Origin of the sequence: Methyloversatilis discipulorum (genome assembly GCF_018780585.1) — a bacterium.
GTDB classification, from domain to species: domain Bacteria; phylum Pseudomonadota; class Gammaproteobacteria; order Burkholderiales; family Rhodocyclaceae; genus Methyloversatilis; species Methyloversatilis discipulorum_B.
The window spans coordinates 35,300-57,096 of sequence record NZ_JADMJL010000015.1 but is presented as its reverse complement, the minus strand read 5'-3'; the positions used below and the strand labels follow the sequence as shown (position 1 = coordinate 57,096).

The window sequence follows — 21,797 nt, the reverse complement described above, 5'->3', positions numbered from 1 at the left end:
GAGACTGCAGTCGATCAGGGCGCCCGCGGTCGGCGCAGGTACAGATCGCAGCCGTGCGCCACGCCGGACGCCGCCAGCCAGAACAGCACCTGGGTCGCGCCGCCGCCGGTGAGGGCTGCGCGCAGGGCCAGCATCAGGCACAGGCCGGCGGCCAGCGTCGGCAGCCAGCGGCCCGGCGCGAAGCCCAGGCCGCGCCGGCGATGCAGCAGCGCCAGTGCCGCCGCTTCGAACAAAACCCCTATCATGATCAGGTCGATCAACACACCATTCGCCAACAGGTCGGACATGCGAGCGCTCCACGCAGAGATCGGCAGCACGCTGCCGCATCCGCACACCGTACACGACTGACAGGCCGACGCACCCTTCCCCATGCACGCCACCGAACAGCCCCCGCTGTCGCAGCGCCTCAGACAGGTAACCGCAGCACATCACACGCAGGTCGAGCGCAGCGGCCCGATGCCGGCGCTGCTGCGCGGCGAACTCGGGCTGACCGCCTACTGCATCCTGCTGCGCAACCTGCACCCGATCTACCGCGATCTGGAAGCCGCGCTGGCGCGGCATGCGGCGCACCCCGGCCTGGCCGGACTCGACATCGAAGGATTGCCGCGCTGCGCGGCGCTGGAAGCCGACCTGGCCACACTGCATGGCGACGGCTGGGCGGACGCGCTGCCGCTGGTCGACGCGGCAGCGGACTACGCCGCGCGCCTGAGCGAACTGTCGGCGCGCCGGCCGGAACTGCTGCTCGCGCACGTGTATGTGCGCTACCTCGGCGATCTGCAGGGCGGACAGATCCTGCAGCGCATCGTCGCACGGTGCTTCGCGCTGGACGGCGAAACCGGCACCCGCTTCTACCGCTTCGGTGCCCATGCGCCGGCCGAACTCAGCGCACGACTGCGCGCCGCACTCGACGGTCCGTCGCGCGACGACGCCACGCGGGCGGACATCGCACGTGAAGCCGAAGCCGCCTTCCTGCGTCACGTGGACATTTTCGAGGCGCTGCCGGCCGGCGACGCCGCCAGGCTCAGAGTGGGCGGTTGAATTCGCGCAGGCGGGCATAGACCGCCGCGGCGCGCGTCGCCGATGCCTCCAGTTCCTCGATCAGCGTAGCGACCGGGATCGACGCCGTGGTGTCGGTCAGCTCCATTGCCGCCACGCTCGCATTGGCCAGGATGGCGCCCATTACTTCGTCGGGCAGGCCGCGCGCCTCGCGCGTGGTCAGCTGCGCATCGGCCTGACCGGTCATCGTCAGCGACTGTTCGAGATGGCGACGCGCCGCCTCGGTGCGCTTCGCATCGGTGAGGTCGGTGAACATCAGGATGCAGCCGAGCACGGCGTCGCGCGGGCCTGGCACGACGTCGGCGCGCACGCCCAGCGCAATGCCACCGCTCATCCGCCACTCGCCACGCCACGACACACGTCCTTCGCGCAGCGACCTCAACACATCGCGCACCGAGGCCTGATCTTCGAACAGCGCCGCCAGTTCGTCGAAATTCACCGGCTGCCGGCAGCCGCCCGGCAGGATGCCGGCGAGCGCCGGACTGGGAAACAGGATGCGGCCGTCGCCGTCGGCAACCAGCAGCGGCTCCGGCGACTCGTCGACGGCGGTGCGAAATTTTTCAAGCTGGTGCTGGGCGATGAGCAGGCGCACCGCCTGCGTCTGCATGATCACGTCGCGCAGCGAGGCGCCGATCGCGCGCGCCAGCGCCAGATCGGCGCGCGACCACGGTGCCGCGGTGCCGCGCACGATTTCCGACCACGCCTCGAAGGAGCGTCGTGGCGACAAGGTCAGCGGATCGTTGTCGACCATGGGCTTCGCCGGGTCGCCGGCCCAGGTCAGCTTGGCACGCTGCTCGCGCCGGAACCACATCAGCAGATTGCGGCCCCGCGTCGACAGATCGATCGCCAGCACGCCGCACACCCCCGGCGTCAGGTAGGCCAGCGCCGGGTTGGCGCGCTCGACCGAGGCGCAGCTGAACAGCATCTGCTTCATTTCGCCGGAGACCCAGCCGGCCAGCGCGCGCACCGACTCGGTGGACGGCACCTCGCCAGCGGTCAGCAGTTCGCCGTCGTGCAGCAGCGCGACACCGCTAGCGTCCATCGGCTGCAGCAGGGTGCGCGCGTTGCGCATCAGCGCCGCACGCCAGTCGCCCTCGGTCGACGTCGCCTCGATCAGCCGCAGTTCCATGCGCCGCACCAGCACGTCGACCTGGGTGCGCACATAGTTCTCGATCGCCGCGATGCGCGTCGACATCACCTCCGCCAGCACGTCGACGGCGGCGCGCTGTGCGTAATGGATGCGCCGCGGCGAATAGTGATGACAGGCGATCAGCCCCCACAGCCGCCCCTCGCGCACCAGCGACACCACCAGCGTGGCGGTCACGCCCATGTTACGCAGGTACTGGATGTGCAGCGGCGACATGCTGCGCAGGTGGCACATCGACATGTCCAGCTCTTCGCCGCCGTGCGGCAGCCGGCGCGGTTCGACGGCGACCGGCAGGTAGCGCGCATCGACCAGCACGCGCACCCGGTTGCGCAGGTAGAGATCGCGGGCGCGCTGCGGAATGTCGGTTGCCGGATAGCGGTGACCGAGCAGGGTGTCGAGCCGGTCGTCGCGCGCCTCGGCGACGATCTCGCCATGGCCGTCGGCGTCGAAGCGATACACCATCACGCGGTCGTAACGGGTCAGTTCGCGTATCGACTGCACCGCAGTGTCGGCCAGTGCATCGACGCTCATCGCCTCGCTGAAGCGTCGCACCGCCGTCGCCAGCAGGGCCTGGGCTGCGACGTCCTCGGCCGGCGGCCCGGCGGTCTCGAGTTCGACGATCAGCGTGCCGGATTGCCCGCGATGCGCCATGCCCTCGAAATGCCGCAACAGCCCGCCGTGGCCGGTGCTGCAGTGGAAAGGCGTCAGTTCGAGTTCGGTCAGCGTCCGGCCCAGTTCGCGCACACGCGCCGCCAGGTCGCCACCGAGCGCCGGCAGCGGCGCCTCGACCACCGCCGCGTGCTGCACGCCCAGCCACTGTTCGGTATTCAGGCTGGCCTGCAGCACCTGCAGGTCTGATTCACGCACGACCAGCAGCACGCCGTGCGGCTGTATCGAGCCGGCAAGGTGGATGAGTTCGCGCTCGCAGTTGGTCAGGTCGGCCTGACCGAAGGGCGGACTGTAGAGAGGATCGTTCACTTTGCGCGACACGCTCAGTGCATGCGACCCCTGACCCCCACGCCGGGACCGCGCGGCTGCACTGCGCGGATGATGAGACCGATGGTGTTCGAGTCTCCGTTATGGATCAGCACAGCCGACAGTTCAACATCGACGTCGTGCCCGCGCTCGTTGCGCAGACGCGTCGCCAGACGCAGCGTGCCGCTCTGCCGTACCGCTGCGATCAGGGCACCCAGTCCGTCGCTCTCGCCGGACAGCCATTCCGCCATCGAGCGGCCACGCAGCGACGCCATGTCGACGCCCTGCACCAGCTCGACGAAAGCCGGATTGGCGCTCAGCAACACCCCCTGTTCGTCGGTGAAGGCGACCGCATCGGGTGTCAGACGCACCAGTTCCGGCAGCATCGCATCGTCGACCGCTGGCGGCATCTGCCCGCCTTCGGGCCAGGCGCGCATCAACAGCAGCGTGCTGCCTTCGTCGCGGAACAAGGATACCCACGCGTGGATGCGCCCGCCCGACGCCAGGTCGAGCATCGCGTCGCCCGGGCGCTCGGACACCCGCACCGTGCCCAGCAGCTCTTCCAGTACGGGCAGCGAGGACGGCGCCAGCGCGTAGCCGGCCTGGCGGCCGGGCATGTCCTGCACCGTACCGCCGAACAGACGGCCGGCGGCACGGTTCGCGTCGACGATGCGCAGCGTGTCGGCGTCCACCACCAGTACCGCATCGGTGGCGATCTGGAACAGCAGGCGGTAGCGGGTTTCCGCCTGCCGCATGCGCCAGTAGTCGCGTTCCATCGATTGCTGGGCGTCGACCAGCCGCTGCTGCATCGCCGAGACGGCGCGCAGGTCGCGTCCGACCACCAGCAGCGGGCCGCCATGGCCGAGGCGCACCGCGGTGTAGGCCACCGGCAGATCGCTGCCGGCGAGCGACGGGTGATTGATGTGGCGGGTGCGCGAAACGCCCGACTCGGCCGCCTCGTTCAGCAGGTCCTCGACCTTGCGGCGGGTGTCCGGCGTCACCGTGTCTATCCACTGGCGGCCCAGCCATTCGCCGGCTGCGGCGCTGACCGGCTCGGTGCCGCCCAGCGCGACGCTGCGGATGACGCCCTTTTCATCGATCACCAGCGCGATGTCGCTGGCGACCGACACGAGCATGTCGGCCAACTCCGGGGCCACATCGGAGAAGGCGCTCAGGTCTCCTGGATCGTTCGGTAGCTTGTTCACGGCATGGGCCTGGTAAGCAGGACGGAGAGGTACGAGGCCGCCCTGCTGCAAATTTCGGGCCCGGCCTGGACCGGGACATGCGCTGCCGCGTGGTTCGGGAAGCCCGGTGAGCGCAATTCAACGGGCGCACACCCGCTGATCACCGGACTGCCGACGGCGCGATCGCGACAACGCCTTCAATTGCTTGAGTTTAACGCCTGCATGCTACGGCAAGTCGCTTGCCGGCACACGTGACCGGCGTCAAAAAGTGCGGCGCGTCAGCCAAAGGGGGCGTTCAGGCGGACGATGGACAGATTCAGCGCTGCCGCAAACGCGACCCACACCGCATACGGCAGCAACAGCGCGGCCGCACGTGCGGACCATGGTCGCAGGCGGACCATCAGGAACACCACCGACAGCCAAAGCAGCACGACTTCGGCCAGCGCCCAGTCGGGACGGCGCAGATGGAAGAACAGCGCACTCCACAGCACGTTCAGGCCGCCGTTTGCGGCGAACATCGCCAGCATCTGCCGACGCCCTCGCGCGTCCGGCGCATGGCGCCAGCCGAGCACGCCGGCGGCGGCGGCAAGACCGAAGATGAGGGTCCAGGCCGGCCCGAAAGCCCAGTCCGGCGGCTGCCAGGCGGGTTTGGCGAGCGCACGGTACCAGTCGCTCAGATCGGTCATGGCACCGCCCAGGCCGGCCACCGCAAGCGCGGCAAGTGCAGCGACGGCCACCGGCTTCCAGCGCGTGGCCGTCCGGGCATTCATGGCGACACGATGCCGCAGAGGTGCGCAAGGTCCTTGAAGAAGATGCGCATGTGCGCCAGCGGCCGCGCACGGACCAGCCGCTTGTGCATGTAGGCCTGCCAGGTGAGCTGCTGCACGTCGGGATCGCGGCAGATGCTGACGAAGCGTTCGCGCCGCTTGTCGCTCGCGTACCAGAAGCGCTGCATGATGCCGAGCACCATGAACACCCGGCCGTGCGCCTTCATGAAACGCTTGCGCGCCAGCCTCAGCGCGCGCGCATCGCCGGTGACCAGATAGGCGTCGACCGCCTCGGCCGCCAGCCGGCCGCCACTGAGCGCGTAGTAGATGCCTTCGCCGGACGCCGGCGCGACGACGCCAGCCGCGTCGCCGGCCAGCACCACGTCGCGGCCATTGTCCCAGCGCCGCAGCGGGCGCATCGGAATCGGCGCGCCTTCCCTGCGAACGGTGCCGGCTGTGCCGAGGCCGGCACTGTCGCGCAAGGCGCTGACGCCGCCGCGTATCGAGAAGCCCTTGCGCGCCGAGCCGACGCCGACGCTGACCGTGTCGCCGTGCGGGAACACCCAGCCGTAGAAATCGGGCGACAGCCGGCCCTGGTAATAGACATCGCAGCGGCTGCCGTCGAAACCGGTCTGCGGCGCGCGCACGATCTCGTGGTAGGCGAACACGCAGGGCACCTGGTCGGCGCCCGGCACACACTGCCGGCCGACCGCCGACAGCGCACCGTCGGCGCCGATGATGGCGCGGGCGCGCACGCAGCGCTCGCCCTGCTCGCCGACGCGGTAATGCACGACGGCCGAGCCGGCACCGTCGCGGCTCACCCGCTGAAAGCTCCCGCTGCGCCGATGCGCGCCGGCGAGTCCGGCCCGTTCGCGCAGGTATTCGTCGAACTGCTCGCGATCGACCATGCCGACGAAACCGCCGTCGATCGGCATGTCGACCGCGCGCCCGCTGGGCGCCACCATGCGTGCCGAGCGGGCACGGGCGACCAGCAGTTCATCCGGAATGCGGAACTCCTCGATCGCCTTCGGCGGTATCGCGCCGCCGCAGGGCTTGATTCGCCCGCCGCGATCGAGCAGCAGCACCGCGTAGCCGCGTCGCGCCAGATCGGTCGCCGCGGTGGCCCCGGCAGGCCCGCCGCCGACCACCACCACATCGTAGCTTTCCATGATCAGGCCTCTCCTTCCGCGCGCGGCATCAGCGGTAACGGCGCGGCCGGCGCACGCGCCGCCACGGTCGCCGGCTGCAGGCCGGAAATCCGCATCGCCATGGAGGCCGATACGATGAACAGCAGCGCCTCGCCAGCGAACACCAGCGCATAGGCGACGCCCGGTTCGGCGATCAGGGCACGTGTCAGATCGACCGCGACGGTGCCGGCGAATCCGCCCAGCGCGAAAGCGATCGCCTGCGCCGCGCCCCACAGACCCATGCGCACGCCCTCGCGGCCAGCGCCGCCCTGGCCGGCCAGGCGCATCATCGACGCGATTGCGGCCACCGCGAACGCGCCATTGGAAACGCCGAGCAGGAACACGGTTTCGCGCAAGGGCCAGCCCTGGCCGCTGAAGCCAGCGGCGGTCAGGCCCGACAGCGCGCAGGCCGAGGCGATGCAGCCGCCGATGATCCACAGCCGCAGCGAGCCGATCTGCCGGCCGCCGAACACGGTACCGGTCAGCGCCACCAGCAGCATGCCGGCGAACACGCCGCCGTGCTGCAGGCCCGACAGCTGGGTCGACTGCCCGGGCGAATAGCCGAACACGGTGCCGGCAAAGGGTTCGAGTATCAGGTCCTGCGCGCTGTAGGCGAGCATGGACACGAACACGAACAGTGTAAAAAGCCGCGCATGCGACTCGCCCCAGACCTGGGCAAGCGCAGCGCGGAATGGGGTGCGCTGAAGAGGAGAGTGCGGCAGCCCCGTCGACACCGTGTTCGCAGCGGGGCCGGCGCCCTCGACGCCGCGCACGGCGACGAGCGCCAGCATGAAGGCGCAGACCGAGGTGCCCGCAACGACCTGCAACAACCGCTCGCCGGAGAAAGGATCGAGCAGCTTGCCGGTGATGCCGGCCGTGACGGCGAAGCCGAGGATCATCATCATCCAGACGATGGTGGCGGCGGCCGCACGGCGGCCGTCGTCCACGCGCTTGGCGAGCAGCACCAGCAGCGAGGTGCCGGCGGCGCCGACACCGACGCCTATCAGTGCGAAGGCAAGCACCGCCAAGGCGACACCGGCGACGAAGTGATCGGCCATCAGCACGGTGGCGACTGCGGCCAGCGTGCCGCCGGCGGCCAGTACCGCCATGCCGCCGATGATCCACGGCGTGCGCCGCCCGCCCAGATCCGATCCGTGCCCGAGGCGTGGCCGCAGCATCTGCACCGCGTAATGCAGCGCCACCAGAACGCCCGGCAGCATGGCCGGCAAGGCCAGTTCGACCACCATGACGCGGTTCAGCGTCGACGTGGTCAGCACGACGATGGCGCCGAGCGCGGTCTGCACCAGACCGAGGCGGAAGATACCGATCCAGCCGAGGGCGTTGTTCATGTCAGTCGCCTCCGAGCGCGCGCAGTGCGAAGGCGCTCACCAGCATGCCGAGCACGTAGAGCGTGATGCCGGTGCCGTTGTACCAAGGCGCGCGCGCGCGCGGGTCGTCCAGCAGGCGGGACATCAGCATCAGCTGGGCACCGAGCAGCATGCCCACCAGCGCAGCGTGTGCCGGCGCGCCCCAGTGCGCGAGCAGCGCGACGACGACGACTTGCGGCACCGCCATCACCCAGCAGGCGACCCGACCGGCGCGCGCAACCCCCAGTTGCACCGGCAGCGAGGCGATGCCCATGCGACGGTCGCCATCGACCGACTTGAAGTCGTTCAGCGTCATGATGCCGTGCGCGCCGGCGCTGTACAGGCCGGCCAGCAGCAGGCTGCGCAGGTCGGGCATCGCACCGCCGGCCATCACCGCCGCACCGGTCACCCAGGCCAGACCTTCGTAACAGAGCGCGCAGGCGGTGTTGCCCCACCAGCCGTTGGCCTTCAGCCGCAGCGGCGGCGCGCTGTAGGCCCAAGCCAGCAGCAGGCCGACAGCGGCGGCGGCAAAGCCCCAGGGACCGAGCGCGGTCGCCACCAGCAGCGACAGCAGCGTCCAGGCGACTGCGATGTAGAGACCCCAGTGACCCGGCATGCGACCGGATGGGATCGGACGCTGCGGTTCGTTGATCGCATCGACATGACGGTCGAACCAGTCATTCACCGCCTGGCTGGTCGCGCAGACCAGCGGCCCTGCCAACAGCACGCCGAGCAGCACGACCTGCCAGCGCTCCCCGGCCGGCAGGCCGGAGGCGACGACGCCACAACCGAAAGCCCACATCGGCGGAAACCAGGTGATGGGCTTGAGCAGTTCGGCAACGGCAGAGAGGGCTGGACGTGTCATGAGCTAACAGTAGGCTTGACACGCAAGAGCGTCAAGACAAACTTACACTCATTCAGTCCATTTTGATTGACACCCGGCGCAAGGTCGCCGACCGTGCTTCACGACAGCGCCGTGCGGACGCGGTCGGCGGGGTGCCACCCGGCCGACCGACCCGCTCCGGATCACTCCTCGCCCGGCTCCTGCCCGCCGTCGTCGCCCTGATCGGCGTTGAGATCGCCGATGCCATAACGGCGCAGTTTCACGTACAGGCTCTGCCGGCTCAGGCCAAGCATTTCAGCCGCCGACGCGCGGTTGTCGTGCGTCATGTCGAGTGCCGCCTCGATGCACAGCTTCTCGATCAGATCGGTCGATTCGCGCACCAGATCCTTCAGCGACACGCGACCGACCAGGCCGGTCAGCTGCTCGACCGAACGCGGCATCTCGCGGCTGACCCGCGGTTCCGGCTCGATGCGGCGGCTGACGCCGCGCACGGTGAAACCGATGCACGGACGCTCACCGCGGTCCACCGCGACCGCCGACACCTCGACGTCGACGTCCGAGCCGTGCTCGCCGCGCAGCACGGTCGAGAACAGGCGGATCGAACCGTGCTGGCGCACGTTCACCATCAGCACCTTGAAATCAACGCCCGGACGGCCAAGCCAGCGTTCGAGCGACTGCGTGCGCGCCTGTTCGATGCTTGCCAGCTGCGCGAGATCGACGAAGGCCTGGTTGGCGGTCAGGATGACGCCGTCCTCGCCGGTCAGCACGAAGGCGTCCGGCACCATTTCGACCGCATCGACCACCGACATCCGCTCGCCCGATTCGGTGCCGGTGGCACCGATCTGCGACAGCCGCACCAGATAAAGCGATGCGGCGTCCTGTCTGACCAGCGAGGCGGCCACCAGCCAGTCGCCACCCCCCGGCCCGCGCACGCGGACGTCATCGGAACGACCGTTGGCACGCACCGCGGCGAACAGTCCCTGCACCGCCTGATTGCCGGCGTCGTCCAGCCCTTCCGGGAAATTGCGGCCGACCACGCTGCGCGCGTCCTCGCCCAGCATCCGGTTGGCGGCGGCATTCGCCTCGACGATGCGCTGGCTGACGGTATCGACCACCAGCACCGCTTCCGACGTCATCTGGAACAGCAGGCGGTAGCGCGCCTCGAGCTGGCGCAGGCGGGCATAGTCGCGTTCGATCGACTGCTGCGCATCGACCAGCCGCTGCTGCAGCATGGACAGCGCCGTCAGGTCGCGGCCGAGTGCGACGACCGTGCCGTCGTGTCCGATGCGCACGGTCGAGTACAGCAGCGGCAGATCGCTGCCGCCCTGCACCGGATGATTGACGTGCCGCGCACGGCGGCTTTCGCCGCTGGCTGCGTCCTGCAGCAGCGCCTCGACCTTGGGGCGGCTTTCAACCGTCACCACCTCGGTCCACCGGCGCCCAAGCCAGCGCGCGCCGGCCTCGGGCAGCAGCGCGCCGTCGTTGAATGCAAGGTCGCGGATGACGCCCTTGTCGTCGAGCAACAGCGCAACGTCGGAGGCGGCGGCAATGAGTCGTGCAGCCGACTCGGCATCGACGCCATGTAGCAAACCCATCGGCGAATCAAAAGGCTTCACCGTCAACCTTCCCGCATCGGCGTCCATTTTCGCGATCTGATCGCGCCCCTGCTCCGAACCCAATCGATACCCTCCAGAAACTGATCACCCATGCGCAAATCGCACAGGCAGCAATGCTTCGGCCACATCGACCGCGGCGCTCGCATCGCGCGCGGTCGCGTCGGCGCCGACCAGCGGCACCCATTCCGGCCGGCTGGCGAAGATCGGGCCGCCGACCATCACCACGATGTCGCGTTGCAGCGACACGCGGCGAGCGGTGGTGATCCATTCCGCCAGTTCATCGAAGCGCGTTTCGCTGCCGAGCGACACGCCCACCAGATCGAAGCGCTCGGCGCGCAGCAGGCGCAGCGCTTCGCCGCGCGGACCCGGTGTGTCGAGGCGCACGTCCCAGCGGCGCTGGCGGAAGAAGTCGGCCACCATGGACATACCGAAGGTGTGCTGCTCTCCCGGCAAGGTGGCGAGCAGCACGCGGCGGCCTGTCTCGCCCGAATGCAGATCGCTGCGGAAACTCGGGCTGACGTCGTGCAGCACCTGCTGGATCCGCCACAGGCCGAGCGTGACCTGCGTGAAATCGCACAGATCGGCTTCCCACAGCTCGCCGAGCCGGCGCGCCGCCGGCGCCAGCAAGTCGAGACAGATGACCCGTGGCTCGACGCCGCGGGCGCGGATCGCCTGCACGCAGTTGCGTACGACGCCAGCATCCTGTGCCAGCACGAGGTTGGCAAATTCGTGGATTTCGCGCGCCGAGATGGTCGTTGCGCCCGCCCCGGCCGGCGGCAGATCGACCAGATCGCCGTGCGCCAGCATCAGCCGTGGAATGATTTCCGCTTCTATCGTCTGCGCCAGATCCCCCAGCCAGTCGGGGGCGGCAAATACGGGCGGTCCGATCGGCGGCCCACCGAAGTGGCTCACGCCGCCCTGCTCCTGCACGGACAAGCTCTCTACCGACACCTGCGCCCTGCGGGCGCCTCGCTGCGTCATCCCGGCCATCTTCCTGCCTCCTTGGGTCTTCTTGTCGTGCCCCGGCCGTGTCGGATGCGCCCCCGGTGGACGCCCCATGGATGCGGACGGGCTGTACGGCTGCTGCGGGTGGTGAACCCAGTGTCCGTGGTGGCACTGACGACGAGGGCGAGCAAGTCTCTGGGCAGGAAGGCGTGGGTTCGACGATGTCTGCAGAACTGGACGCCAACAATGTAGGAATAGAGCGCGCCACCCTGCACTGTCAAGTTAACTTGTCAATTTCGATGACGCGCTGGCCCGAATGGCCAGCTGGACCGCGCGCATTGTCATTCCGCCGATGTAATTTCGTCGTGACGTCAATTTACATTGACACTTTGTCCCCGGCCGTCTAGATTCGATTACGAGGACAGAGGAGACGCGACGATGCGCAACAGAGAGGCCTCACCGGCGACGCGGCACACACCGCTCTATACGCCGGAGGAACGCCGCCGGCGGGATGAGTCACCCTGGACCCTGGTTCAGGGGGTGCTGGCGCCGGTGCAGTTCATCGCCTTCGCGATCAGCCTCATGCTCGTGCTGCGCTATCTGTGGTCCGGTGAGGGCCTGCAGGCGGCGGTCTGGTCGGTGGTGATCAAGACGCTGCTGCTGTACGCCATCATGGTCACCGGCTCGATCTGGGAAAAGGCGGTGTTCGGCGTCTGGCTGTTCGCCCGCCCCTTCTTCTGGGAAGACGTATTCAGCTTCGCGGTGCTGGCGCTGCACACCGCCTATCTGGTCGCACTGGCGACCGGCATGCTGGACGCGACCGGCCTGATGTGGCTGGCGCTGGCCGCCTACTTCACCTACGTCATCAACGCTGGACAGTTCCTGCTCAAGTTGCGCGCCGCGCGGCTCGACACGGCGACTCCGGCGGCCGGCAACCACGGCGCGGTGGTGCAGGCATGAGCAATCTGCACGACATTCCGATCGCCACCCGCAGCGGCTGCGACGAGCGCCCGGTGCTGCGCGAACGCGGCCAGCGCGAGGTGTTCTGCGGCCTGACCGGCATCGTGTGGCTGCACCGCAAGCTGCAGGACGCCTTCTTCCTGGTGGTCGGCTCGCGTACCTGCGCCCACCTGATCCAGTCCGCCGCCGGCGTCATGATCTTCGCCGAACCGCGCTTCGGTACCGCCATCCTGACCGACCGCGACCTGGCCGGCATGGCCGACGCCAACGACGAACTCGACCGCCTGTGCGTCACGCTACTCGAACGCCGGCCGGAAATCCGCACGCTGTTCCTGGTCGGCTCCTGCCCGTCGGAAGTGATCAAGCTCGACCTCGCTCGTGCCGCCGAGCGGCTCAACGCCCGGCTGCTGCCGCAGGTGCGCGTGCTGAACTATTCCGGGTCCGGCATCGAAACCACGTTCACCCAGGGCGAGGACGCCGCGCTGCGCACCTTCGTGCCGCTGATGCCGCACACCGACGCGCGCCAGCTGATGGTGGTGGGCTGCCTGCCGGACATCGTCGAGGACCAGTTCCGCCGCCAGTTCGAACAGCTGGGCATCGCCGACGTCGTGTTCCTGCCGGGCCGCCGCGCGGCCGACGTGCCGGCGATCGGTCCGAACACCGACCTGTTGCCGGCCCAGCCCTTCAATGGCGACACCGTGCGCGCCCTGATCGCCCGCGGCGCCCGCCTGCTGCGCGCGCCCTACCCCTTCGGTGCCGAAGGCTCGACCGCCTGGCTGCAGGCGGCCGCCCGCGCCTGGGGCGTAACCCCGGCCACATTCGACGCGGTGACCGGCCCGGCGCGTGCGCGCGCCGAAACCGCCCTGGCACGACAGCGCCCGCTGCTGGCCGGGCGCAGCCTGTTCATGCTGCCCGACTCGCAGCTCGAACCTTCGCTCGCCCGCTTCCTGCAGCGCGAACTGGGCATGCGGCTGATCGAGGTCGGCACGCCCTTCCTCGACCGCCAGATGGTCAGTGAGGAACTGGCGCTGCTGCCGGACGACATCGTGCTCAGCGAAGGCCAGCACCTGAATCGCCAGCTCGACCGCGTGCGCGCGGCCCGCCCCGACCTCACGGTGTGCGGCCTCGGCCTCGCCAACCCGCTGGAAGCCGAAGGGCTGGCCACCAAGTGGTCGATCGAACTGGTGTTCTCGCCGATACACGGCTACGACCAGGCGGGCGACCTGGCCGAACTGTTCGCCCGCCCGTTCGCGCGCCGCGCACGGCTGGCCGTCTGAAGGGGCACGCGATGCAGCTCACGCTCTGGACCTACGAAGGACCGCCGCACATCGGTGCCATGCGCGTCGCCAGCTCGATGCGCGACCTGCATTACGTGCTGCACGCACCGCAGGGCGATACCTATGCCGATCTGCTGTTCACGATGATCGAACGGCAGGACCGCCGGCCGCCGGTCACCTACACCACCTTCCAGGCGCGCGACCTCGGCGGCAGCACCGCCGAGTTGGTGAAGGCCGCCGTGGCCGAGGCCTTTGAGCGTTTCCATCCGGCCGCGCTGCTGGTCGGCGACTCCTGCACCGCCGAACTGATCCAGGATCAGTCCGGCGCGCTGGCCGCCGGCATGCAGCTGCCGATACCGGTGGTGGCGCTGGAGCTGCCCGCCTACTCGAAGAAGGAGAACTGGGGCGCCGCCGAAACCTTCTATCACCTGGCGCGCACCCTGCTCGCCGACCGCGTGCCCGCGCCCGGCGCCGCACGTCCGCCGCGCGACCCGGCACGGCGCCCGCGCGCCAACCTGCTCGGCCCGACCGTGCTCGGCTTCCGCTGCCGCGACGACGTGACCGAAATCCGCCGCCTGCTCGACGCGCTCGGCATCGACGTCAACGTGGTGGCGCCGCTCGGCGCCTCGGTCGACGACCTGCGCCGCCTGCCCGATGCCGACTTCAATATCGATCTCTACCCGGAAGTGTCGCGCACGCTGACCGGCTGGCTGAGCCGCAGCTTCGGCATGCCGGCGACACGGACCATTCCGATGGGCGTCGGCGCCACGCGCGACTTTATCGCCGAAGTCGCCGCGCTGGCGGGCGTGGATCCGTCGCCGCTGCTGGGCGCCGAAACGCCGGGCGCCGCCGGCCGCGGCGCTTCGGCCTCGCGTCAGCCCTGGTATGCGCGCTCGGTCGATTCGACCTATCTGACCGGCAAGCGGGTGTTCATCTTCGCCGACGCGACACACGCCATCGCCGCGGCACGCATCGCGGCGGAGGAGATGGGCTTCACCGTGGTCGGCCTCGGCTGCTACGCACGCGACTTCGCCCGCGACGTGCGCGAGGCGGCGGCGCGCTACGGCGTCGAGGCGCTGATCAGCGACGACTACCTCGAAGTCGAGAAAGCCATCGCCGCCGCCGCACCGGAGCTGGTGCTCGGTACGCAGATGGAGCGCCACATCGCCAAGCGGCTGGGCATCGCCTGCGCCGTCATATCGAGCCCGATCCACGTACAGGACGTGCCGGCCCGCTACAGCCCGGTGTATGGCTTCGAAGGCGCTAACGTGCTGTTCGACAGCTGGGTGCACCCGCTGGTGATGGGGCTGGAAGAACACCTGCTGCAGATGTTCCGCGACGACTTCGAATTCAACGACGCCGCGCCCGCCTCGCATCTGCCAGCCGTCGCCGTACAGACGATGGCGGTGGCCGAACTGGGCATGAGCGACGCGGACGACGCCCCGGCCTGGACCGCAGACGGCGAACGCGAACTGAAGAAGATTCCGTTCTTCGTCCGCGGCAAGGCGCGCCGCAATACCGAAAGCTACGCCCGCAGCCGCGGACTGAGCACCATCACGGTGGAGACGCTCTACGATGCCAAAGCTCACTTCGCACGCTGAGCCCTCGACCGCCGATGCCACGCCCATACGCGTGGTCATCGTCACGATGGACACCCACCTGGCCAGTGCCACCGAGCGCGCACGCAGCGCGCTGCGGCGCGAACTGCCCGGTCTGGAACTCGAGGTGCACGCCGCATCCGAATGGAGCGACCGGCCGGAGGCGCTGGCGCGCTGCGAAGCCGCCATCGCCGCCGCCGACATCGTCATCGCCACCATGCTGTTCATGGAGGACCACTTCCGCCCGGTGCTGCCGGCGCTGATCGCGCGCCGCGAACAGTGCGATGCCATGGTGTGCGCCATGTCGGCCGGCGAGGTCGCGCGGCTCACCCGCATCGGCCGCTTCGACATGAGCGCGCCGCCGAGCGGCCCGATGGCGCTGCTGAAACGACTGCGCGGCAACGCCGGCAAGGGCGGCAGCAGTTCCGGCGAACGGCAGATGCGCATGCTGCGCCGCCTGCCCAAGCTGCTGCGCTTCATACCCGGCACCGCACAGGACGTGCGCGCCTACTTCCTGACGCTGCAGTACTGGCTGGCGGGCTCGCAGGACAACGTCGCCAACATGGTGCGCTTCCTGATCGACCGCTACGCCGACGGCCCGCGCGCCCACCTGCGCGGACGCATGAAACCGGGCGCACCGTTCGAATATCCGGAAGTCGGCGTCTATCACCCGCGCATCGCCCAGCGCATCGCCGAACAGGTCGCCGCGCTGCCGACCGCGCCGGAGGCACGCGGTACGGTCGGCGTGCTGCTGATGCGTTCCTACCTGCTGGCCGGCAACGCCGCCCACTACGACGGCGTGATCGCCGCACTCGAAGCGCGCGGCCTGTCGGTCATTCCCGCCTTCGCCACCGGCCTGGACGCGCGGCCGGCGGTCGAGCGCTTCTTCATCCGCGACGGCCGCGCCGTGGTCGATGCGGTGGTGTCGCTGACCGGCTTCTCGCTGGTCGGCGGCCCGGCCTACAACGACGCGAAGGCGGCCGAAGACCTGCTGGCGAAGCTGGACGTGCCCTACCTCGCTGCCCATCCGGTCGAGTTCCAGACGCTGGAACAGTGGGGCGCCTCCGAGCGCGGCCTGCTGCCGGTCGAGAACACCATCATGGTGGCCATTCCTGAACTCGATGGCGCCACCAGTCCGATGGTGTTCGGCGGCCGCTCCGCCGGTGCCGGCGGCACCTGCGAAGGCTGTGCGCGCCGCTGCAGCTTCCCGCCCAGCGAAGGCGGACGCGACATGCACGTGTGCGCCGAACGCGCCGACATGCTGTCCGACAAGGTGGCGCGGCTGATCGCGCTGCGCCGCGCCGAACGGGCACAGCGCCGGGTCGCCGTCGTGCTGTTCAACTTCCCGCCGAATGGCGGCGCAGTCGGTACCGCGGCCCACCTGTCCGTGTTCGCCTCGCTGTATCGCACGCTCGGCGCGCTGAAGCGCGAGGGCTACCAGATCGACATGCCGGCCAGCGAGGCGGCACTGCGCGACGCGCTGCTGACCGGCAATGCGGAGCGCTTCGGTGCGCCGGCCAATGTGCATCACCGGATACCGGCGGACGAGCACGTGCGACGCGAAACCTGGCTGAGCGAGATCGAGGCGCACTGGGGCCCGGCGCCCGGCCGCGATCTGAGCGACGGCCGCCACCTGTTCGTGCTCGGCGCCCGCTTCGGCAACGTGTTCGTCGGTGTGCAGCCGTCTTTCGGCTACGAAGGCGATCCGATGCGTCTGCTGTTCGAACAGGGCTTCACGCCGACGCACGCCTTCTCCGCCTTCTACCGCTGGCTGCGCGAGGACTTCGCCGCGCATGCCGTGCTGCACTTCGGCACCCACGGCGCGCTCGAATTCATGCCGGGCAAACAGGCCGGCCTGTCCGGCGCCTGCTGGCCGGACCGCCTGATCGGCGCACTGCCCAACCTCTATCTGTACGCATCGAACAATCCGTCCGAGGGCGCGCTGGCCAAGCGCCGATCCGGCGCCACGCTGATCAGCTACATGACGCCTCCGGTCACCCAGGCCGGCCTGTACGCCGGACTGGCCGAAATGAAGGTGTCGGTCGAGCGCTGGCGCGCACGCGAACCGGGCAGCGAGCGCGAGGCGCCGGCACTGGCTGCACTGATCCAGGCGCAGGCGGCCGCACTCGAACTGAGTGCGGCGACACCGCCGTGGGCAGACAGCGAAACCGCCATCGCGACGCTCGGCCTGCAGATGCATGAACTGGAGCGCACGCTCATCCCCTGCGGTCTGCACGTGGTGGGCGAGGCGCCGACAGAAACCGAACGCGCCGACCTGCTGCACGCGGTTGCCCAGGCCGGACACGGCATCGAACTGCCGCGCGCCATGATTGCCGCCGTCATGCGCGGCGACAGCCCGGAGCGCATCCGCAGCGCAGGCAACCTGGCCGACGACGACGGCACGCGCGCACTGATTGCCGAACTGACGAAAACGAACGGCCTGCTGGCCAAGGACCACGAAGTCGATGCGCTGGTGCACGCGCTGGACGGACGCTTCGTGCGCCCGGCCCCCGGCGGCGATCTGCTGCGCACGCCGGCGGTGCTGCCGACCGGCCGCAACCTGCACGGCTTCGACCCCTTCCGCATCCCGAGCGCCTTCGCCGTCATCGATGGCGCGAAACAGGCGGCGCGCCTGCTCGCCCGCCACACCGACGACGGTCACCCGTTCCCGGAATCGATCGCCATGGTGCTGTGGGGCACCGACAACCTGAAGAGCGAAGGCGGGCCGATCGCGCAGGCGCTGGCGCTGATGGGTGCGAAACCGCGCTTCGACAGCTACGGCCGCCTGGTTGGCGCGCAGCTGGTGCCGCTGGAAGAACTCGGCCGGCCGCGGGTCGACGTCGTGATCACGCTGTCCGGCATCTTCCGCGACCTGATGCCGCTGCAGATCCGCATGCTGGCCGAAGCCGCCTTCCTCGCCGCCAGCGCCGACGAGCCGCTGGCGCACAACTTCATCCGTAAGCACGCGCTGGCCTTCCAGGCCGCCAACGGCTGTGACCTCGAAACCGCTGCGCTGCGCGTGTTCGGTAATGCCGAAGGCGCCTACGGCTCGAACGTGAATCATCTGATCGAGAACAGCCGCTGGGACGACGAGGACGAACTGGCCGAAACCTATACCCGCCGCAAGGGCCACGCCTACGGTCGCAGCGGCCGGCCGGTCGCCCGCAGCGCGCTGCTCGCCAGCGTGCTGGCCGACGTCGAACTGGCCTACCAGAACCTCGAATCGGTCGAACTGGGGGTGACCACGGTCGACACCTATTTCGACACGCTGGGCGGCATCTCCCGCGCGGTGCGCCGCGCCCGCGGCGCCGACGCCGCGGTGGCACCGGTCTATATCGGCGACCAGACCCTGGGCGAAGGATCGGTGCGCACGCTGGACGAACAGGTGGCGCTGGAAACGCGCACCCGCATGCTGAACCCGAAGTGGTACGAAGGCATGCTGGCGCACGGCTACGAAGGCGTGCGCCAGATCGAAGCGCACATCACCAACACCATGGGCTGGTCGGCCACCACCGGCCAGGTATCGCCCTGGGTGTACCAGCAGCTGACGCAGACCTTCGTGCTCGACGAAAAGATGCGCAGCCGGCTGGCCGAACTGAACCCCACCGCCGCCGCCAAGCTCGCCAACCGGCTGATCGAGGCGCACGACCGACGTTACTGGCAGCCGGACGACAGCGTGCTCGCGCGCCTGCGCGAAGCCGGCGACGAACTGGAAGACCGCCTCGAAGGCGTGTTCCAGCGGGCCAGCGCATGACGCACCTCACCCACCTTTCCAGGGCCGCACCGTGAATACAGTCACCACCACCCATGTCCCGCTGTCGTCGCTGACGACGCGCCGCGGCCCTTCGCATCCGGACGGCGAAGGCAGCGTGCAGGTGCACCAGGACCCGACGCTGCGCATCGGCACCGCCAAGGTGTTCGCCGTCTATGGCAAGGGCGGCATCGGCAAGAGCACGACGTCGTCCAATCTGTCGGTCGCCTTTTCCAAGCTCGGCAAGCGCGTGCTGCAGATCGGCTGCGACCCCAAGCACGACTCGACCTTCACGCTGACCAAGTCGCTGGTGCCGACGGTGATCGACATTCTCGAAACCGTCGATTTCCACTCGGAAGAACTGCGGCCCGAGGACTTCGTGTTCCCCGGCTACAACGGCGTCATGTGCGTCGAAGCGGGCGGCCCGCCGGCCGGTACCGGCTGCGGCGGCTACGTGGTCGGGCAGACGGTGAAGCTGCTGAAGGAACACCACCTGCTCGACGAAACCGACGTGGTCATCTTCGACGTGCTCGGCGACGTCGTGTGCGGCGGCTTCGCCGCGCCGCTGCAGCACGCCGACCGCGCGCTGGTGGTGACCGCCAACGACTTCGATTCCATCTTCGCGATGAACCGCATCGTCGCCGCCATCCAGGCCAAGTCGAAGAACTACAAGGTGCGGCTGGGCGGCGTCATCGCCAATCGGAGCAACGCCACCGACCAGATCGACCGTTTCAACGAGCGGGTCGGCCTGAAGACCATGGCGCAGTTTCCCGACCTCGACGTGATCCGCCGCAGCCGGCTCAAGAAGGCCACGCTGTTCGAGATGGATCCGACGGTCGAGGTCGAGGCGGTGCAGCACGAATACCTGCGCCTGGCCGCCTCGCTGTGGGCCGGCACCGATCCGCTGGAATGCGCGCCGATGAAGGACCGCGACATTTTCGACCTGCTGGGATTCGACTGATCATGGACAGCTCCTACCTCGAACGCCGTGGCGAGATCGCCACCTATTTCGACCGCACCGCGGTGGACGCCTGGAAGCGGCTCACCTCCGATGCACCGGTCGGCCGCATCCGTGCCACCGTGCGCGCCGGCCGCGACCGCATGCGCGCCACGCTGCTCGACTGGCTGCCCGACGATCTGAGCGGCTGCCGCCTGCTCGACGCCGGCTGCGGCACCGGCGCGCTGGCGGTCGAGGCGGCGCGCCGGGGCGCCCACGTGGTGGCGATCGACCTGTCGCCGACCCTGGTCGGGCTGGCGCGCGAACGCATGCCGCATGGCCTGGCGGGCCGCATCGACTTCCGCGCCGGCGACATGCTGGACCCCGCGCTCGGCCACTTCGACCACGTGGTGGCGATGGATTCGCTGATCCACTACCGTCCGCGCGACGCCGTGCGCGTGCTGTCGGGGCTGGCCGCGCGCACCGCGGCCTCCATCCTGTTCACCTTCCCGCCCAGCACGCGCGCCCTCGATGCGATGCATTTCGTCGGCCGCTTCTTCCCGCGCGGCAACCGCGCGCCGGCGATCGAACCGGTCCGCGCGGCGGTGCTCGGACGGCTGATCGCCGACGAGGACGGACTGCGCGCGATGGCGCCGCTGCGCAGCGAACGCGTGGCCAGCGGCTTCTACACCTCGCAGGCGATGGAACTGGTGCGCACATGAACGCGCCGCGCAGAGGGCTCGGCCTGCCCGCACTGAACGCCCGCGCCGCACGGCTGTGGACCGGTGTCGGCACGCGTTTCCTGCCCTTTGCCGACGCCGCCAGCGAGGCGCTGCCGCTGGGGCGACTGCTGCGCCTGTCGCTGTTCCAGGTGTCGGTCGGCATGGCCACCGTGCTGCTGATCGGCACGCTGAACCGCGTCATGATCGTCGAGATGGGCATGGCCGCCTGGCTGGTCGCCGCGATGGTGGCGCTGCCGCTGCTGTTCTCGCCCTTCCGCGCGCTGCTCGGCTACCGCTCGGACACCCACCGCTCGGCGCTCGGCTGGCGCCGCGTGCCCTATCTGTGGATGGGCACGCTGGTGCAGTTCGGCGGACTGGCCATCATGCCTTTCTCGCTCATCCTGCTGTCCGGCGATACGCGTGGCCCCGAATGGGTCGGTCAGGCCGGCGCCGCGCTGGCCTTCCTGATGGTCGGCGCCGGCATGCAGACGGTGCAGACCGCCGGCCTCGCGCTCGCCACCGACCTCGCGCCGCCCGCTGCGCGGCCGCGCGTGGTGGCGCTGATGTACCTGATGCTGCTGGCGGGCATGGTGGGCAGCGGCGTCCTGTTCGGTCTGCTGCTGGCGGACTTCTCGCAGCTGCGACTGATCCAGGTGATCCAGGGATCGGCCATGCTGACCATGGCGCTGAACATCGCCGCGCTGTGGAAACAGGAGGCGCGCAGCGCGCGCAGCACCGAGACGCCGCGCCAGCCCTTCCGCACGATATGGCAGCAGTTCTCGACGCATGCGCGCGCCACCCGCTACCTGCTGGCGCTCGGCCTCGGCAGCGCCGCGTTCAGCATGCAGGACATCATTCTCGAACCGTATGGCGCCGAGGTGCTGGGCATGGGCGTCGGCGCCACCACCGCACTGACCGCGCTGATGGCCTGCGGCGCGCTGGCCGCCTTCGCCTTCGCGGCACGCACGCTGGCGCGCGGCGTCGATGCCTGCCGCGTCGCCGCCTTCGGCGCGCTGATCGGCATCGTCGCCTTCTCGACCGTCGTGTTCGCCGAGCCGCTGCAGTCGACCGCGCTGTTCCACGGCGGCGTCGGCCTGATCGGCTTCGGCGGCGGACTGTTTTCGGTCGGCATGCTGACCGCCGCAATGGGCCTCGACAGCGGCGGCATGAACGGGCTGGCGCTCGGCGCCTGGGGTGCGGTGCACGCCTGCAGCACCGGCCTGGCGATCGCCTTCGGCGGTGCGCTGCGCGACGTCGTGTCGACACTGGCGACCACCGGCGCGCTCGGCCCGGCACTCGCCTCGCCGGCCACCGGCTACAGCTTCGTCTATCACTGCGAAATCTATCTGCTGTTCGCCAGCCTGGTCGCACTCGGACCACTGGTGCGCAGCGCCCCGCGCGCGCCGGTCCCGGCCAGCGCGAAGTTCGGACTGGCCGATTTCCCCGGCTGAACATCCATCACAC

17 protein-coding genes are annotated in these 21,797 nt (G+C 69.5%); 8 read left to right on the top strand and 9 right to left on the bottom strand.

What is annotated here, in order from left to right; genetic code table 11:
• Positions 1–14 precede the first annotated feature (14 nt).
• Positions 15–287, bottom strand: a complete 273-nt coding sequence (locus IV112_RS05915; RefSeq protein ID WP_304001810.1) for a hypothetical protein — start codon at positions 285–287, stop codon at positions 15–17.
• A gap of 82 nt (positions 288–369) precedes the next feature.
• On the opposite strand from IV112_RS05915, the gene IV112_RS05910 reads away from it, so the two are divergent.
• On the top strand, positions 370–1,038 hold the full coding sequence (locus IV112_RS05910) for a heme oxygenase (biliverdin-producing) (RefSeq protein ID WP_304001808.1): 669 nt from the start codon (positions 370–372) through the stop codon (positions 1,036–1,038).
• On the opposite strand, the gene IV112_RS05905 is transcribed toward IV112_RS05910, so the two are convergent.
• The 8 genes from IV112_RS05905 to IV112_RS05870 form a co-directional block, all read right to left on the bottom strand.
• The gene (locus IV112_RS05905) at positions 1,022–3,181 is read right to left on the bottom strand and encodes a GAF domain-containing protein (protein ID WP_304001807.1); all 2,160 of its coding nucleotides are present in this window, start codon (positions 3,179–3,181) and stop codon (positions 1,022–1,024) included. The genes IV112_RS05910 and IV112_RS05905 overlap by 17 nt on opposite strands.
• Positions 3,182–3,195: 14 nt before the next feature.
• A complete protein-coding gene (gene ppsR / locus IV112_RS05900) occupies positions 3,196–4,383 on the bottom strand; it encodes a transcriptional regulator PpsR (protein ID WP_304001805.1) in 1,188 nt (395 codons plus the stop codon).
• Positions 4,384–4,640: 257 nt separating this feature from the next.
• On the bottom strand, positions 4,641–5,132 hold the full coding sequence (locus IV112_RS05895; RefSeq protein ID WP_304001803.1) for a TspO/MBR family protein: 492 nt from the start codon (positions 5,130–5,132) through the stop codon (positions 4,641–4,643).
• Complete coding sequence (locus IV112_RS05890) at positions 5,129–6,298, bottom strand: geranylgeranyl diphosphate reductase (protein ID WP_304001800.1); 1,170 nt, start codon at positions 6,296–6,298, stop codon at positions 5,129–5,131. Before IV112_RS05890 ends, IV112_RS05895 begins: the two co-directional genes overlap by 4 nt.
• Positions 6,299–6,300: 2 nt before the next feature.
• Positions 6,301–7,665 carry a BCD family MFS transporter gene (locus tag IV112_RS05885; protein ID WP_304001797.1) on the bottom strand — a complete coding sequence of 455 codons (1,365 nt, stop codon included), beginning with the start codon at positions 7,663–7,665 and terminating at the stop codon, positions 6,301–6,303.
• A 1-nt stretch (position 7,666) separates the two neighbouring features.
• Positions 7,667–8,548: a chlorophyll synthase ChlG gene (gene chlG / locus IV112_RS05880; RefSeq protein WP_304001794.1), complete on the bottom strand. Its 882-nt coding sequence runs from the start codon at positions 8,546–8,548 to the stop codon at positions 7,667–7,669.
• A gap of 161 nt (positions 8,549–8,709) precedes the next feature.
• On the bottom strand, positions 8,710–10,122 hold the full coding sequence (gene ppsR, locus IV112_RS05875; RefSeq protein WP_304001791.1) for a transcriptional regulator PpsR: 1,413 nt from the start codon (positions 10,120–10,122) through the stop codon (positions 8,710–8,712).
• A 105-nt stretch (positions 10,123–10,227) separates the two neighbouring features.
• Positions 10,228–11,055, bottom strand: a complete 828-nt coding sequence (locus tag IV112_RS05870; RefSeq protein WP_304001788.1) for a cobalamin B12-binding domain-containing protein — start codon at positions 11,053–11,055, stop codon at positions 10,228–10,230.
• A gap of 471 nt (positions 11,056–11,526) precedes the next feature.
• On the opposite strand from IV112_RS05870, the gene bchF reads away from it, so the two are divergent.
• The 7 genes from bchF to IV112_RS05835 are packed head-to-tail and all read left to right on the top strand — an operon-like array spanning position 11,527 to position 21,784.
• On the top strand, positions 11,527–12,048 hold the full coding sequence (gene bchF, locus IV112_RS05865) for a 2-vinyl bacteriochlorophyllide hydratase (protein ID WP_304001786.1): 522 nt from the start codon (positions 11,527–11,529) through the stop codon (positions 12,046–12,048).
• Positions 12,045–13,325, top strand: coding sequence for a ferredoxin:protochlorophyllide reductase (ATP-dependent) subunit N (locus IV112_RS05860; protein ID WP_304001784.1), 1,281 nt, complete (start codon positions 12,045–12,047; stop codon positions 13,323–13,325). The genes bchF and IV112_RS05860 overlap by 4 nt, the downstream gene beginning before the upstream one ends.
• Positions 13,326–13,336: 11 nt before the next feature.
• A complete protein-coding gene (bchB, locus tag IV112_RS05855; protein ID WP_304001783.1) occupies positions 13,337–14,926 on the top strand; it encodes a ferredoxin:protochlorophyllide reductase (ATP-dependent) subunit B in 1,590 nt (529 codons plus the stop codon).
• Positions 14,901–18,677 (top strand): magnesium chelatase subunit H, encoded by a 3,777-nt coding sequence (locus tag IV112_RS05850; protein ID WP_304001781.1) that lies wholly within the window; start codon positions 14,901–14,903, stop codon positions 18,675–18,677. The genes bchB and IV112_RS05850 overlap by 26 nt, the downstream gene beginning before the upstream one ends.
• 31 nt (positions 18,678–18,708) lie before the next feature.
• Positions 18,709–19,635 carry a ferredoxin:protochlorophyllide reductase (ATP-dependent) iron-sulfur ATP-binding protein gene (gene bchL / locus IV112_RS05845; RefSeq protein WP_304001779.1) on the top strand — a complete coding sequence of 309 codons (927 nt, stop codon included), beginning with the start codon at positions 18,709–18,711 and terminating at the stop codon, positions 19,633–19,635.
• Positions 19,636–19,637: 2 nt separating this feature from the next.
• The gene (bchM, locus tag IV112_RS05840; protein WP_304001776.1) at positions 19,638–20,333 is read left to right on the top strand and encodes a magnesium protoporphyrin IX methyltransferase; all 696 of its coding nucleotides are present in this window, start codon (positions 19,638–19,640) and stop codon (positions 20,331–20,333) included.
• Entirely contained in the window at positions 20,330–21,784 is a 1,455-nt protein-coding gene (locus tag IV112_RS05835) for a BCD family MFS transporter (protein ID WP_304001775.1), read from the top strand. Before bchM ends, IV112_RS05835 begins: the two co-directional genes overlap by 4 nt.
• Positions 21,785–21,797: the final 13 nt, after the last annotated feature.

What these genes read in the sequence shown, in the direction of transcription:
- IV112_RS05915 (WP_304001810.1), bottom strand. Translation starts at nt 287, where the DNA reads ATGTCCGACCTGTTGGCGAATGGTGTGTTGATCGACCTGATCATGATA.
- IV112_RS05910 (WP_304001808.1), top strand. Translation starts at nt 370, where the DNA reads ATGCACGCCACCGAACAGCCCCCGCTGTCGCAGCGCCTCAGACAGGTA.
- IV112_RS05895 (WP_304001803.1), bottom strand. Translation starts at nt 5,132, where the DNA reads ATGAATGCCCGGACGGCCACGCGCTGGAAGCCGGTGGCCGTCGCTGCA.
- IV112_RS05890 (WP_304001800.1), bottom strand. Translation starts at nt 6,298, where the DNA reads ATGGAAAGCTACGATGTGGTGGTGGTCGGCGGCGGGCCTGCCGGGGCC.
- IV112_RS05885 (WP_304001797.1), bottom strand. Translation starts at nt 7,665, where the DNA reads ATGAACAACGCCCTCGGCTGGATCGGTATCTTCCGCCTCGGTCTGGTG.
- chlG (WP_304001794.1), bottom strand. Translation starts at nt 8,548, where the DNA reads ATGACACGTCCAGCCCTCTCTGCCGTTGCCGAACTGCTCAAGCCCATC.
- ppsR (WP_304001791.1), bottom strand. Translation starts at nt 10,122, where the DNA reads ATGGGTTTGCTACATGGCGTCGATGCCGAGTCGGCTGCACGACTCATT.
- bchF (WP_304001786.1), top strand. Translation starts at nt 11,527, where the DNA reads ATGCGCAACAGAGAGGCCTCACCGGCGACGCGGCACACACCGCTCTAT.
- IV112_RS05860 (WP_304001784.1), top strand. Translation starts at nt 12,045, where the DNA reads ATGAGCAATCTGCACGACATTCCGATCGCCACCCGCAGCGGCTGCGAC.
- bchB (WP_304001783.1), top strand. Translation starts at nt 13,337, where the DNA reads ATGCAGCTCACGCTCTGGACCTACGAAGGACCGCCGCACATCGGTGCC.
- IV112_RS05850 (WP_304001781.1), top strand. Translation starts at nt 14,901, where the DNA reads ATGCCAAAGCTCACTTCGCACGCTGAGCCCTCGACCGCCGATGCCACG.
- bchM (WP_304001776.1), top strand. Translation starts at nt 19,638, where the DNA reads ATGGACAGCTCCTACCTCGAACGCCGTGGCGAGATCGCCACCTATTTC.
- IV112_RS05835 (WP_304001775.1), top strand. Translation starts at nt 20,330, where the DNA reads ATGAACGCGCCGCGCAGAGGGCTCGGCCTGCCCGCACTGAACGCCCGC.